Origin of the sequence: Microbacterium sp. LWH11-1.2, assembly GCF_038397745.1 — a bacterium.
GTDB lineage: Bacteria > Actinomycetota > Actinomycetes > Actinomycetales > Microbacteriaceae > Microbacterium.
On record NZ_CP151636.1, the window covers coordinates 3,453,479 to 3,466,274 of the forward strand.

16 protein-coding genes are annotated in these 12,796 nt (G+C 60.5%); 1 reads left to right on the top strand and 15 read right to left on the bottom strand.

Annotated elements, in window-relative coordinates; translation table 11 throughout:
* Both MRBLWH11_RS16870 and MRBLWH11_RS16875 read right to left on the bottom strand, forming a co-directional pair.
* Positions 1-822 carry a hypothetical protein gene (locus tag MRBLWH11_RS16870; protein WP_341945646.1) on the bottom strand — a complete coding sequence of 274 codons (822 nt, stop codon included), beginning with the start codon at positions 820-822 and terminating at the stop codon, positions 1-3.
* A 190-nt stretch (positions 823-1,012) separates the two neighbouring features.
* Positions 1,013-3,784, bottom strand: a complete 2,772-nt coding sequence (locus MRBLWH11_RS16875; protein ID WP_341945647.1) for a phage tail tape measure protein — start codon at positions 3,782-3,784, stop codon at positions 1,013-1,015.
* A gap of 63 nt (positions 3,785-3,847) precedes the next feature.
* Here MRBLWH11_RS16875 and MRBLWH11_RS16880 point away from each other — a divergent pair, with 63 nt between their 5' ends.
* Complete coding sequence (locus tag MRBLWH11_RS16880) at positions 3,848-4,186, top strand: hypothetical protein (protein ID WP_341945648.1); 339 nt, start codon at positions 3,848-3,850, stop codon at positions 4,184-4,186.
* Here MRBLWH11_RS16880 and MRBLWH11_RS16885 read toward each other — a convergent pair.
* The 13 genes from MRBLWH11_RS16885 to MRBLWH11_RS16945 form a co-directional block, all read right to left on the bottom strand.
* On the bottom strand, positions 4,183-4,542 hold the full coding sequence (locus MRBLWH11_RS16885; RefSeq protein WP_341945649.1) for a hypothetical protein: 360 nt from the start codon (positions 4,540-4,542) through the stop codon (positions 4,183-4,185). The two genes, MRBLWH11_RS16880 and MRBLWH11_RS16885, sit on opposite strands and share 4 nt — an antisense overlap.
* Positions 4,543-4,553: 11 nt before the next feature.
* A complete protein-coding gene (locus tag MRBLWH11_RS16890) occupies positions 4,554-4,958 on the bottom strand; it encodes a hypothetical protein (RefSeq protein ID WP_341945650.1) in 405 nt (134 codons plus the stop codon).
* 87 nt (positions 4,959-5,045) lie between these two features.
* On the bottom strand, positions 5,046-5,561 hold the full coding sequence (locus tag MRBLWH11_RS16895; RefSeq protein ID WP_341945651.1) for a hypothetical protein: 516 nt from the start codon (positions 5,559-5,561) through the stop codon (positions 5,046-5,048).
* A 252-nt stretch (positions 5,562-5,813) separates the two neighbouring features.
* Entirely contained in the window at positions 5,814-6,233 is a 420-nt protein-coding gene (locus MRBLWH11_RS16900) for a hypothetical protein (protein WP_341945652.1), read from the bottom strand.
* A complete protein-coding gene (locus MRBLWH11_RS16905; protein WP_341945653.1) occupies positions 6,230-6,424 on the bottom strand; it encodes a hypothetical protein in 195 nt (64 codons plus the stop codon). Before MRBLWH11_RS16905 ends, MRBLWH11_RS16900 begins: the two co-directional genes overlap by 4 nt.
* Positions 6,421-6,813: a hypothetical protein gene (locus MRBLWH11_RS16910; RefSeq protein WP_341945654.1), complete on the bottom strand. Its 393-nt coding sequence runs from the start codon at positions 6,811-6,813 to the stop codon at positions 6,421-6,423. Before MRBLWH11_RS16910 ends, MRBLWH11_RS16905 begins: the two co-directional genes overlap by 4 nt.
* Positions 6,814-7,224: a DUF6093 family protein gene (locus MRBLWH11_RS16915; RefSeq protein ID WP_341945655.1), complete on the bottom strand. Its 411-nt coding sequence runs from the start codon at positions 7,222-7,224 to the stop codon at positions 6,814-6,816.
* Positions 7,215-7,652, bottom strand: coding sequence for a hypothetical protein (locus MRBLWH11_RS16920; protein ID WP_341945656.1), 438 nt, complete (start codon positions 7,650-7,652; stop codon positions 7,215-7,217). Before MRBLWH11_RS16920 ends, MRBLWH11_RS16915 begins: the two co-directional genes overlap by 10 nt.
* A gap of 26 nt (positions 7,653-7,678) precedes the next feature.
* Positions 7,679-8,605, bottom strand: a complete 927-nt coding sequence (locus MRBLWH11_RS16925) for a phage major capsid protein (RefSeq protein ID WP_341945657.1) — start codon at positions 8,603-8,605, stop codon at positions 7,679-7,681.
* Positions 8,606-8,619: 14 nt separating this feature from the next.
* Positions 8,620-9,111 (bottom strand): DUF4355 domain-containing protein, encoded by a 492-nt coding sequence (locus tag MRBLWH11_RS16930; RefSeq protein ID WP_341945658.1) that lies wholly within the window; start codon positions 9,109-9,111, stop codon positions 8,620-8,622.
* Between the two features lie 112 nt (positions 9,112-9,223).
* Complete coding sequence (locus MRBLWH11_RS16935) at positions 9,224-9,889, bottom strand: hypothetical protein (protein ID WP_341945659.1); 666 nt, start codon at positions 9,887-9,889, stop codon at positions 9,224-9,226.
* The gene (locus MRBLWH11_RS16940; RefSeq protein ID WP_341945660.1) at positions 9,873-11,285 is read right to left on the bottom strand and encodes a phage portal protein; all 1,413 of its coding nucleotides are present in this window, start codon (positions 11,283-11,285) and stop codon (positions 9,873-9,875) included. The genes MRBLWH11_RS16935 and MRBLWH11_RS16940 overlap by 17 nt, the downstream gene beginning before the upstream one ends.
* Positions 11,282-12,766: a hypothetical protein gene (locus MRBLWH11_RS16945; RefSeq protein ID WP_341945661.1), complete on the bottom strand. Its 1,485-nt coding sequence runs from the start codon at positions 12,764-12,766 to the stop codon at positions 11,282-11,284. Before MRBLWH11_RS16945 ends, MRBLWH11_RS16940 begins: the two co-directional genes overlap by 4 nt.
* Positions 12,767-12,796 lie beyond the last annotated feature (30 nt).

The window sequence follows — 12,796 nt, forward strand, 5'->3', positions numbered from 1 at the left end:
CTATCCGGCCGTACCAGCCAACGAGTACAACCGGTTGATATCCGAGCGGGTCAGGCCCGCGCTATTGAGTGCGGCGCGGGTTGGGAAGAACGCGTTGAGGTCCGCGCGAGTGAGCAGCGGGACGAACAGGCCGGGGATTGGCGGGTCAACTTCGTCGCCCTCAATCTGGTGCGAGATCGCACCGCCGCCCCACTGGTGAGTGATGTCGACCTCTGCGGCAGATAGCACAGACAAGAACAAGGGCTGGGGGACGCGCATCACGCCATCACGCGAACCGAGGCGCACGCAAAGCACGGGCGGCTGACCATCGTCGCCACACATCGCCTGCACCAGGTCGGCATCCGCATCGGTGTACGTCTGCACGTCCAGGTAAAGGCCGGTGACACCATGCCGCGGCTCGCTCAACACGACACCAACACGTCGACCCTTGGGGCGCGAGATCACCCCGGGCGTGGGGCGAAGAATCCGGGACGCGGAGTCGCCGCCCAACTGAATCTTCACCCCACCCCGAGGATTGAGCGGATTGTGCATCCACGAGTCTTCGACGTTCAGCGTGATAGATGCCGAGTCCGTGAAACCCAGCGAATTGCCGTCGTCATCGAACAGTTCGGCCCGATAGGTCGCCGGGATGTTGAACGGCACTTCAAAATCGACCCGCGTGAACGAACCAGCCGTGCGCGCCTTCACGGCACCACGCATCTGGAACTCGCGCCCACCAGCCAACCGGTACACGGTCACGAAGGCGGCATCGGGGATTAGATCCTCGAGCAACACCTCAACAAACGGAGCCTCGGTGACATCGCTCAACAGTGTGATCGGCATCAGACAGCCTCCGCGTTGTAAGGGGTGATCGTCACGTAACCGATCGCGAAAGCCGTCGCATCAAACGCGTACAGACCAGCCTCGGACTCGGAGAGCCCCTGCGTTTCATACATGGACTCTCCGACGGGAACCGACTCACGGTTCGGTTGATACAGATCAGGCGAATACCGGTCCTGTCGAAAAGCCAAACTCATCGCCGCACCCCACCTCGGGTAGACATCGCCCGGTTGTTGTCGTACTCGTTGAGCACTCCCTGAACGACGCCAACCAGGCCGTTGCCAAGATCGAGAGTTCCCGAGATCGACATGGGGCCGGAGTTGGCCGGCGCCGACTGTGGCTGCTGGAAACCAAGACGGTCCCCAACCTCAAGCCACGTCCCATAATTCGCCGTCCGCTGATCCGACTTCGGGGAGAGGTACGCCTCCCAAGGAAGCGTCTTTTCCGCGAACTTGTGAATCTCCGCACCACCCGGATAGATACCCGAGTTCATGCCACCATTCGCGAACTGCTTGTACGTGAACAAGTTGCCGTTCTCGTTTGGTGTCACATCGAAGTTGCCGACCGTGAACCCCTCAAGAGTGACCCGCTTGTACGAGTTGTTCGGGATCGCATCCAGACGCGCCTTGAGGTCGTCAAGCTTCGAGGCCGCGGTTTCCGTGTCCGCAAGGATCTGGATTTCCTTCTCGGAAGGAATCGCATAGATCTTGTCCGCCAGCGCAACAGCCTCTTCCGCCGAGTACCCCATGGCCTCTGCGGATGCGATGAGAGCCGCTCGGCCCTCGACCATGCGAGTCGTGTACCCCTCAGTCGAGTTGTCCAACTCGAACTGAGCCTGAGCAGCCGCCTGCGAATCTGCAGCCAGACCAACAAGCATGTCCATGTTGGTGCGACCGGCCTCAGTGGAAATATCGAGACCCCACGCGCCCTCAGCAATCGCCTGATTCACCGCGGCAAGAGTCTCCTGGTACGCGATGTTCTGAGAAACCGCATCCTGGCCAACACCATTCGCCTCGTTCATCATGTCGATCAGAGAACTAAGCTCATCCCGTAGCGATGAAACCTCGTCCGCTTCTGCCATGTAGGCGTCAGCAGCCGTGGCTGAAGCATCAGCGGTGTCACTCAACGCGAACGCCAACAGCGCGTTCATATCAATCTGACCCTCTTTGGTGGTCACATCGATCTTCTGTGCGTCGGCCTGCTTCACCAGCGCGTCACGATACGGCCCCATCGTGTTGAGCAAATCGATCTGCTCAGCCTTCGACAGCTTCATCTCGTCAGACAGCAACTTGAACGAACGTGCCGCAGCCGGCGCATCCGTCTCAGCGGTCTTCGCCAACTCGGAACCGAGCTCGGACAGCGAGTTCTTCAACTGTCCCGCAGCACCATCAACCCCACGCATGAAGTCGTTGTGCGCGATGATGTCAAGCTTCTCCTGGAACACCTCAGCCGAAGCCGTGGCCTCCTTGATGCGCGACAGGAACGGCAGTGCCGAATCCGACGCGACGAACAGTTCATTCGCAGACTCGGCATTCTTGATGACATTCTGGAACACCTCAGTCGACGTCCGCAGCTTGTCCTGTGCAGCCGACAGCCCCACGATTACAGCCGTAGCCGCAACCAGGGCAATCCCCCACGGACCCGTCATGAACGACGCGAACCGGGCAAGGCCCGCACGAGTCGACGCACCAGTGATACCCAGTGTCGTCATCGCAATGTTGAACGCAGCGATCTTCGGAATCGCGATCAACGTCGCGCCACCCAGAAGACCCACACCCGCAGTCACAAGACCGATCCACAGAACAGCCTGCTTGCCACCCTCGGGAAGATCATTGAACACGTCAACGGCACCCGTAAGACCCTGCACCAGATCACGCAGCGGGCCATTCGCGGCCTCACCCATGCTGATGAAAGCCGTGTCCAGCGCGCCCGTGAACGCTTCCCAGTCACCCATCAGGTTGTCGAGACGGGTTGCCGCAGTCTCAGCCGCATAGCCCTGATCGTCGACCGCGGAGATCCAGTCCCGGATACCCTTTTCGCCCTCGGAGTAGAGGACGTTCGCGCCACGGACAGCATCCGAACCGAACATCACAGACAGGGCCGCGTTGCGAGCCTCCGGGGTCAGATCCTTGAGCGACTCACGCAGGTTACCCGCGAAAGCCTCCATGCCGATGAAGTTCCCCGACGCGTCATAGGCACTGATGCCAAGCTCATCCATCTTCGCCGCGGCCTCAGCTGACTGCGGAGTGAGACGCTGCAGCATCGTCTTGAACGACGTACCAGCATCCGAACCCAGAAGACCCTGAGACGCGAACGCCGCAAGGGTCGCCGTCGTCTCCTCGAGCGTCAGGCCCGTCGCCGCAGCAACCTGACCAGACTGCTGAAGCGCAGAACCCAGGTCGGACACGTCACCCATGGCCTTACCTGCACCAGCGGCCAGAAGGTCGGCCACATGAGCCATGTCCTCACCCTCAAGGTTGAACACGTTCAGAGCGGTCGCAGCGATACCAGCCGCATCCGCAACCTCAAGGCCACCAGCAGCAGCAAGGTCCAGCGAACCCTTCAGCCCGCCACCCAGAATGTCCTTCGCGGACAGTCCAGCCTTCGCCAGTTCCTCAATCGCGTTCGCAGACTCGGTAGCAGAGAACACGGTAGACGCGCCCGCATCCAGGGCCGCCTCACGCAGAGCTTCCATGTTCTCGCGGGCATCATCACCCGTCGCGGCAACGTTCGACATGGCCTGGTCGAACTCGGCGTACTTGGCAATCGCCATTCCGACACCCGCAGCAATAGCAGCGCCGGCAACCAGCATGCCCGTACCAAGCATCGTCATCGCCTGATGCGTCTCGGCCAGCTTCTTACCCTCGTCCGAAACCTGCTTCGTGGCAGAACTCGCCCGATTCATCGCCTGTTCGAACTGCGCAATCTCCGCCTCGAGAACAACGCGTGTGATGCGTTCACCCATTCGGCACCCCCAAGAATTTGAGAGGCCATAGCCCCAAGCCGAACGCCCTGTTAAGATCCGGGCATGAAGAAGAAAGTTCTTGCGGTCCTCGCGGTTGCGTTACTGCTCACCGGCTGCAGCGCCGGAAACGGCAGCACCGCTCTGAGCGCGTGCAAGAAAGCAGCGGAAGAGCAGGTCGGCGCATCGATCAACCTGGGTGACATTGAAGCCACCAACATGGGAGATGCGCTCTACGACGCGGGAATCAAAGACGAGAAGGAAACGGACGACAGTAACGCCCTGTTCACCGCCGCGGGAGACTTCACATACCAATCGGACGGCAGTGAGATCCGCAAAACGATGATCTGCACGGTGAAGTTCGATGATGGACAGCCGGGAACACCCGAACTGTCCATCACCTAATCCTTCTTCTCGACGCGGAACTTCAACGCGCCCAGTGGGATCTTGCCCTTGTAGATCTTCTCGGCCTCGTCGCGAGCCTCAATCTCGGCCTTCGCGGCGAAGTCAACGGTCGGCGGCCCCACGAAGAACCGTCCCTGATTCGCCGGGTCGGTCGCTTCTGTCATCAGCCAGCCATGAGAACCACGCGGTGCCTGCTCCTGTGCCAGCGAGTCCGACAGCCAGCGGCGATCCAGGTCTGAGAACTCAGGCTCCCGGACAGTGATAGCCCGCACTACGCGACCGGCACCGTCATACTCGAACGTTGTAACCTCACCCGGCTCCCAACCAAGGAACTTGCGAACCGAGACACCCATCAAGCGAGCAAGCGTTACATCTTGCCCGCTCGGACTTTTCCCAGCTCACGCATCTCCTTGAGGACCGCGTTAACGTTCGATCCCCAGATGACCACGCCGATGTTGTTCTTGTGCACAGAGTCCAGCACACCGAAGAACTCGGCCCACGTCTCAGCGTCCACCCGCTCGCCGTCCAGCGAGATACGCGGGTACGCCGCAGACACGCCGCGAGGGTTGTAACCGATCGTCGCATCGCCCTCAACACCACGGCGCGGCGGATTCGTGTTCACCAGCTCATCCCACTCGTCAGGACTCACCCGCTCGAGCGACACTTTCACCAGTTCGCCACCGCACGACACCTCAACATCCCAAACGGTTTCCTCGGGACGCGCGTCGAGCTCGGCGCGCTGCTTAGCGATCAGCGCCTTGTAATCAACCATCAAAGTCTCTTTCCACCAGAGTCCACCAGTTGGAGGGGTAACCCTGGGGCCGGTCTGGTGGAAAACCGACCCCAGGGAACTTGTCACTTACGCGCCAGCTACAACCGCAACCTCGCGGGCAACAGTGCCGCGAACGTTGGGCTTCTGTTCCTTGGTCGCCTCAGTGTTCGCCGTAGCCGGGATATCCGTCGAAATCGACGTGGTGACGGGAATGACCGCGTTGCAGATCATGCCCGCGATGATCGTGGTGCCGGACGCGTAACCCAGGATGTGAACAATGTTGCCGTCCACGCCAGGAGTACCAATCGCGTCCTCAACATCAGTCGGCGTCTCACGGTTGTACACGTAACGAAGAGTGACCTCATCCGAGACCGTGCCATCCAGCGTGATGACCTGCTTCAGCGCATACCGGCCCGACGTGACTTTGTTGACGGTCGGCGCATGGCTGAACCCGTCCGGGGTCAGGCCACCGGTCAGTTTGACGACCGTGCCAGCGGTCAGCTCGGTAACGGTCGGGGCTTCGGGGTTAGCAATCGTCGGAACCCACAGCACAAGGCCGTTGTCATCGATCGCGAAACCAGTCTGAATCTGTTCAGATGCCATTGTTGTCTCCCTCAGAATCGCCCTCAGAAGGGGCATCGTTTGTTAGATCCGGAACGACTGTCCCGGCCACCGCTTTCATCGGTCTCGACGCGGCCCGGGGGGCCGGATCGATGACCGTGTACCTGTCCGGGTGCCGCTCGAGCAGCGATACCGGAATGTCAAACTCGTGCAGCGGGTCGCCCACCGCGGAACCCCGAACACGAAGAAAGCCGCCACGGATAGGTGACGGCTTTGATGCTTTGCGTTTGCGAGTCATCCAGAACCCCCCGGCCTCGACGTGAATAGAATGCCCGTGTCGCACACCCACAGGCCCGGCTTGATCGACCGGTCCAGTTCTGCTTTCCCCGCCTCGACACGAGCCGGGGTGCACGAACGACCAGAGACAACGAGACGATGACCAAGGAATGCCGTGCGCAGCCGGTCAACAGCCTTCAGAAGCGCCGTATGAGTCGCACCCACCACGCGCACATCCACATCGAAATCGCCCGTAGACGACAGAGACGCACCCTGCGCGTACCGTTCCTCACGGCCATCCGGGAGGGGCGCGAACAGGATGTAGTACGTCGCCTGGATAAGCTCGTCCTGATCAGTGACCAAAGCGCTGTCATGAACCGGCAAACCAGTAGTCGACAGGCGAGACTTCAACGCGATATAGACGGCCTCAACACTCATCCGTCATCACCCGCCGAAACGTAGTCGATCAGAACCCGAACTAGCCGCGAATAATCACTGCCGAACCCCCGGGCAATCTCGTCCGGGGTGCGCGACTTGATGCCCCGCCAACTCGTATCCAAGTCGGAACCGACCAGACCACGGCTCTCGGCGAAGGCACGAAAGCTGTCATCTAGATTCGAACCGCTCATCCGCCCACCGCCTTCTCAAGACCATCAGCAAGCGCCTTCTCAAGCCCGTCATAGAAGTCCTGCTCGTTATGCTTCAACGCATCACGGCCCGCATGCTGAGGGGCCGACCGAACACCGCCGCCGCCATCCTCCATGAACCCAAACGAACCCTGACGACGCCCCGGAGTCGGACCAATCTCAGCCTCAATCGACTGCGCCTTCTCCGTCGTCTCATACCCCACCGACGCGCCATACGCCTCAAGACCAGTACGCGCAGCCTCAGCACGCCACTCATCACGAATGTTGAAAGCCGTGAACTGCAACGCCTTCCGAATGAACGGGCGAGCCTCAGCCGGCGCCGACGTAAGATCGGCGGCGAGCTTGTCAAGATCGGAGAAGTCGGTAGCCATCTAGCTCACCTGCTCGACCGGATAGCGCCAAGCCGAAACCTGACCCATCGTTGGGAAATCCAGAGTGCGAACCTTCACGCCCACCAGGCCCTCATCGGCATCCGACGCAGTAACGCGCACGAACACGGACGGCCCCACTCGAACCGAACCGAACGGCACCGACAGCACAAGCTTCGAAACCACCGGCTCCTGACCGGCGAACGGAACATCGCGTGGATCACGAGCAGCAGACCGAAGCCGAGCACGCACACCAGACGCAACAACCGTCTCAACCGTCACGGGCTGCAGGGTCTCGGGATCCTCCCCCAATGCCTCCGTGAAGAAGACCACAGTCTCCGTCATCCGCGACTCGGCCTCAGCGCGCAACCCCGGAAGGGCTGCGGAAACATCTCCGCCCAGGGTCACGGCCACCCTCGCCAATCATCTGTCGTGACGGGGAACCAATCTGACGGCGCCGGAAAACAAACGTCCGGCGCCATGTCCAGCGAGAAAGCACCCGAAGAACCCGAAAGCCCCAGAAGCGCCCACCACTCATCAAGGATCGACACGCGGCCCTTGCCCGACTTGTACGACTTCGTGCTCATTGCATCGTCAACCTGGATCGTCACCTGAGTGGCATCGTCCGGCTTCTGAACGTGCGAAACAACAGCCTGCCGAACCACGTAGTCGACCTTGACCTCATCGATGCTGTCGTACTCCACGCCCACTTGCTCGGCGCGCAGTTCAATCAGCATCGTGGCGTCATCGATCCACATGCCCCACTGCTGCTCCTGAGTGGAGCCAGAGTCGGGGGCGGGCACACCAAGTGCGACCGCGATTGTTGCGGGAGTCACAGCCATGACCGCCCCCTCTCTGTAGGTTCGACTTAGGAGATGGTGCCGTTGGTGATCTTGCGGAAGCGTGCGACGTCGCGGGCGACGAAGCCGATCTCCACCTCGACCAGGACGGCAAACATGTTCTGCTGCCACAGGTTGATCACGTTCGGGATATCGACGCCTTCAGCGACCTCGATAGTTCCGTCCACGATCGAGGCCTGGTTCGACACGTCAACCTTGATGCCCTCGACCGTGCCGTAGTACGTCGAAGCCCAGTCGCCGGCAAAACCGATCGTCGCGGGGCTACCCGCGGCGTAGACACCCTGGGTGTAGTACACGGGCTCACCGAGCAGCGACCCGACCGGCGAACCGGCCTGGATGTCGTTGAACAGCAGCGGGCGACCGTTGGCGTCCACCTGTCCGAGCAGTAGGCCCTTGGCCTGGCTCGAAAGCGCCCAACCGTCGAGCGTTCCACCCGCAGCGGCGATGTCGGCGTAAGCCTTCACCAGACCGCTGTACGTGTTCTTCTTCACGTCGGTTGCGTGCGGGCCGATCGGAACCGCGGTCGCAGCGCCAAGGGTATCGAAGCCCGAACCGGGAGCGGTCGTACCGAACACGGTCGAGTCGAACTTCTTCGCGATAGCACCGGGAAGGCGACGGCGAAGCTCCGCATACACGCCCGGAAGGTCACGACGGAACTCGTCAGAGAACGTCTCAATGACCGCAAGCTTGTACGGGGTCATGACCTTCTTACCGAGAGTCGCGCGCGAAACCGGCTTCGAGCCAGTCTCCGCAACCCAGTCAGCAGCAGCGTCACCCGTGATCAGCGGAATCGTGAGACCGGGGCCGGGGACGCGAATCGGAGTCGCAAGCTGCATAACAGCCGACTGCTCCTGAGCGTCTGCCCAGATCTCGTTGGAAATCTCCTTGGGGAGAAGGTCAGCGGCGTTCGTGGTGCCGCGAGAGAGATCAACCATCGGTTGTCCCCTTCCTAAAGTTTGTCGCTCAGATAACTGGCGAACTGGTCTGCGGTCGTCCCCGAAGTGGTCGACGACTTGCCCTCAGTGGCGACATGCAGGCTTGCCTGCTGCCCCCTGAATGCGATGAGCGCATCCGCTGACGCCTCGAGTTCCGCCTGCGTGCTGCCCGACAGCAGTTCGATCGGTACACTCTTGGCTGCGGCGACCTCAGCTCGCGTGGCCTTCAGTTCCAGCTCAACAGCCCGCTTCTCAGCAGCCTCGAGCCGTTCCTGCGCCTTCTGCGCTTCGGTCTTGTTGGCCTCACGGATCTTCTCGAGCTCGGCGGCAGCCGCCTTGAGGTCTTCGTAGTCCGTGGGTACCTTTGCGCGCTCCCGAGCAATGCGAGCCTGAATGGCCTTGTCGAAGTCTTCCTGCGACGTGATCGCGGTGAACTCCTTGGTGGTATCCGTGCCCTGCTCGTTGGTTTCTTCCGTGGCAGTGGTGCTGCCCGTCTGCTCAGACATGCTGAGACTCCCTACCGTTTAGGGGCCGTGCGCCCATGACCTCGAAACCGTCGAGTACGGCCACGGAAGAAACCCGCGGAAACCAAAAAGGCCACCCGAAGGTGACCTGAGATCATTCAAATTCGGCTATCAGTTCCTTCAACCGCGCCTTCTGCGCCGGTGAAGGGTTGCGCTTCGAACCAATGAACTGACCGACCGACAAGGGTTCCCCCGTGTCGGTCGTGCTGAACACTGGTTCGCACGTGCAGTTGCAATCAGGATGAGCCGCAAACCATGCCGTCGACTCGCGGTAAACCGCGCCGCGATCAGCCAGCATCCGACACAGACCACAACCGGCTCCCCGCGCGATCCGCCGCCACCCCGAAGCCGCAGGATCCCGTTTCCGGTTCGCGAGGATCGTGTCCCGGTAAGGACGGTTCACCTCGGACCGCACAACGGTCTGAAGCCGCAGAATCGCCGCCTCAAGGTCACCCGAATCCAACGGATCCGCCGCCCACACAACCGCGCGACGAATCTTCACCGTCCGATCCAGAACAATCGCATCCGCGGTGTACGAACCCGTCACGCCAGCATCAGCGCGCGAACCCTCATAGAAATCAGCAGCCAGAGCAGCCGAAGCTTCCGCGTAGTAGTCCACTACACCCGGAACAGAATCCAGAAGCTGCAGGCGTTGCGACTCGAAAGATCCACTTACCCCGCGAGCAAGCCAATCAGCGGTATCAACCGCGTCATCACCAACAAGAAGCAGTGTCTGCTTCGACTCAAGCGCCGTTACCATCAGCCACCTGCGGAACAGCCTCAACCTGACGTGTAACCGCAGCCTCAGCGATACGAAGACCGTTAGCCTTCCTCTTCTCAGCCAAAGCCCGCTCAATCTGCTGATCATCCAGCCCGAGAAGCTCAAGACCAACCTGCGTCTCGGCCAGCCACGGCACAACCGCAAGCTGCTTAGCCCCCGCGTCGGCCTCAGCCGCACGAGACAGGAACACTGGGGAACGCCACTTCGCATCAAGCGAAGACCACGACTCGGGAACCTTACTCAGCCCGTTCTGAATCGCCAACGCGCGAGTGATCGTCCGACGAATCGGAACCGACCAATCCAGTTGTGCGCCCTCAGCCTCAGCAATCAAGTTCTCGCGAGAAGCGTTGTACGCATCCGCGGAAGTCGGGTTCGCCATGTCCGTCAAAGCGAAGTCCGAATCCGGAAGATCCGTCTCCCGCGCCATCAGCTTCGCCAGCGCATTCAACTGCGCAAGATGAGGCTCAGGTGACTCCGCAGAGAACTGCTGGACATCAGCACGCGGGGTGGTCGCATCCTCATCATCAGGGATGCCAAACGCTCGCCCCATCGCAATCTGCCACGAAGCCTTCAAGGATCCGTCCGGGTTCTTGAAGATCGACTCGTCAGCACCCAGCAGCATCAGCTTCGGGATCGCATAGATGTCCATGTGGGCTTCCAGGCGGATCAGCGCACGAAGCGCCGCCTCCTGGATCGCCATAGCCGGTCGAGTAATCCTCGAGCGACCCATCGGACGAGACGTGCGAGGCCGATACACCAGAGGCTCCGCCGGGATCCCCCAAGGGTGAACCTGGCGCTCTACCGTCCACATCGAACCCTTACGAGTGGCCGTGATCGTAAGCCCGTCGAGATACAGGTTGAAAGCCGAGATCCCCGACTCGTCCCGATCTGTCAGCGACAGAAAACTATCTAGCCGGCGCTTACGCGGGTTCCAATCACCAACCGCAGTCAGCGCATCCCGAACATGAACAAGCCCCTTCGGCTCACCCGATCCGCCCTGCGTCGTAACGAGATACGAGACGCCATGAATCAGCGAATCAGTGCGCGCCTGGGCCAGCTCAGACAGAAGGAAGTTCGCATCAGTCAGCTCACGGATACCCAGATCGTTGATGTCACCATCGGTCCACACGAAACGGTCAATGTTGACCCGGCGAGCCAGCCCATCAACACCCTTCGCTGTCCACCCCAGAGCAAGAGCAATGTTCTGATACTGCGGCGGAATCACCGAACCAAGCTGAGCAACAGCCCGACGACCGTCGTAAAACGACGACCGCAACACGTTCCGGACGTTCGTCCGAGCAAGCCTCGCCAGAAGCTTGTTCAGCACGTCATTCTCGTCGTCTGAGAGCAGTGGAATACGAAGCACGTCAGTCACGAAAGCATCACCGCCCTACGTCCCTCAGAACGCCGCGTAGGACGTTTCACGTTGTCGTTCTGCGAGCCCCAAAGAGCCAGCGTTGTCGCCACCACCGGAGTAATATCCGACGTTTCGTCCTTGCGGTTCCACGCCCAACCACCAGCAAGAGGCCGCTTCGAAGCCACAGACAAGGCCACATTCATCTGCGGCTGATCCGTGTGGAACAAAGACCCATCCATCACCGAATCGAAGAACTTCGCACTAGCGATAGCCATGTCCCGCCCCTCCGCAGCCGCCAACGTCACCAAAACGTCCGTGCCAATCAAGTAGTTGCGGTCACGACGGCGCTCAACAAGACCAGACAGCTCATCCACAACCACCGAATGCAACTGGTTCTTCTCCGTGCGCGCCTTCACCCACGGAATCACCCAATCCACACCCTTGCGGTGATCATCAACCTCAATATGCCAACGCCCATCCGCACGCTGAGAAGCCAACCCAACCGCAGCCATGCGACGATCCGGCGCAACATCAATCCCCAGCGAAACGCGCAGAAGAGGCATCGAAGCGGCATCCGCCTGACGATTCCAAGACTCCTCGTCGATGACCCGGTGCGAATCAATCGCATCCCAAATCCCCAACGCCTCACGCTTGAACGAATCATCATCCGTAAGCTGCTCACGCATCCGCTCCATCGACTCCAACGGAGTACGAGACGGATATGACGGGTTAGCCTTCGCCCACTGCTCACGGTCATCAGGATCAGCGTTGTCGTCAGCCGAGAACTCGATGTAGACCATGTTCTTGGCCTTGCCGGACAAAGCCTTCATCCGACGATTCGTAAACTCACTGCCCGGATCAGAAGGCCGCGGCGGAGTGCCCATGAAGAACAAGAGCGCGCCCGACTCCTGCTTCGAAGCGTTCGTCGCCGGCACCATATCCTCGAGCGCCTTCTCGGTGAGGATCTGGGCCTCATCAAAGACCTCGACGTCGACAGCATCGAACCCGCGCCCAAAGCCCGCCTCGCGAGCACCGAACATAATCACAGAACCGTTCTTGAAACGGATCTCCTGCTCACCATTCGTCGAACGAACCGCACGAACATGCGGCCAGATCTTCTTGCGCCGAACCATGCCCTGCAGCGTCTGAAACGTCATCGAAGACGTGCGAGTACGATGCGCCGTCCACAGAACAGTCAAGTTAGGGAACAAGACACACAGCGCGATCATCATCATGCCGACAAGAAACGTCTTGCCCGTCTGCCTGGCGATCGAAAGAACCACCCCGCCGACCGTGGCCGCATACTTCCCGTCCCTGCGCTTACCCAGTGCAAGGATCCCGATGCCCTGCTGCCACGCATCAAACGAGACACCAAACTCCGCACACTTAGCCTCAACCCGAGGCCAAACAGTAGTCGCAATCCCCTTCGGATACACCCAATGACGCGCAACCTCAGAGAGACGCGGAGACGAAACTTCCGTCAGAGACTTCGGCGCCATGCTCAGCCTCCTGAAGCTCTCGAGCGTCGA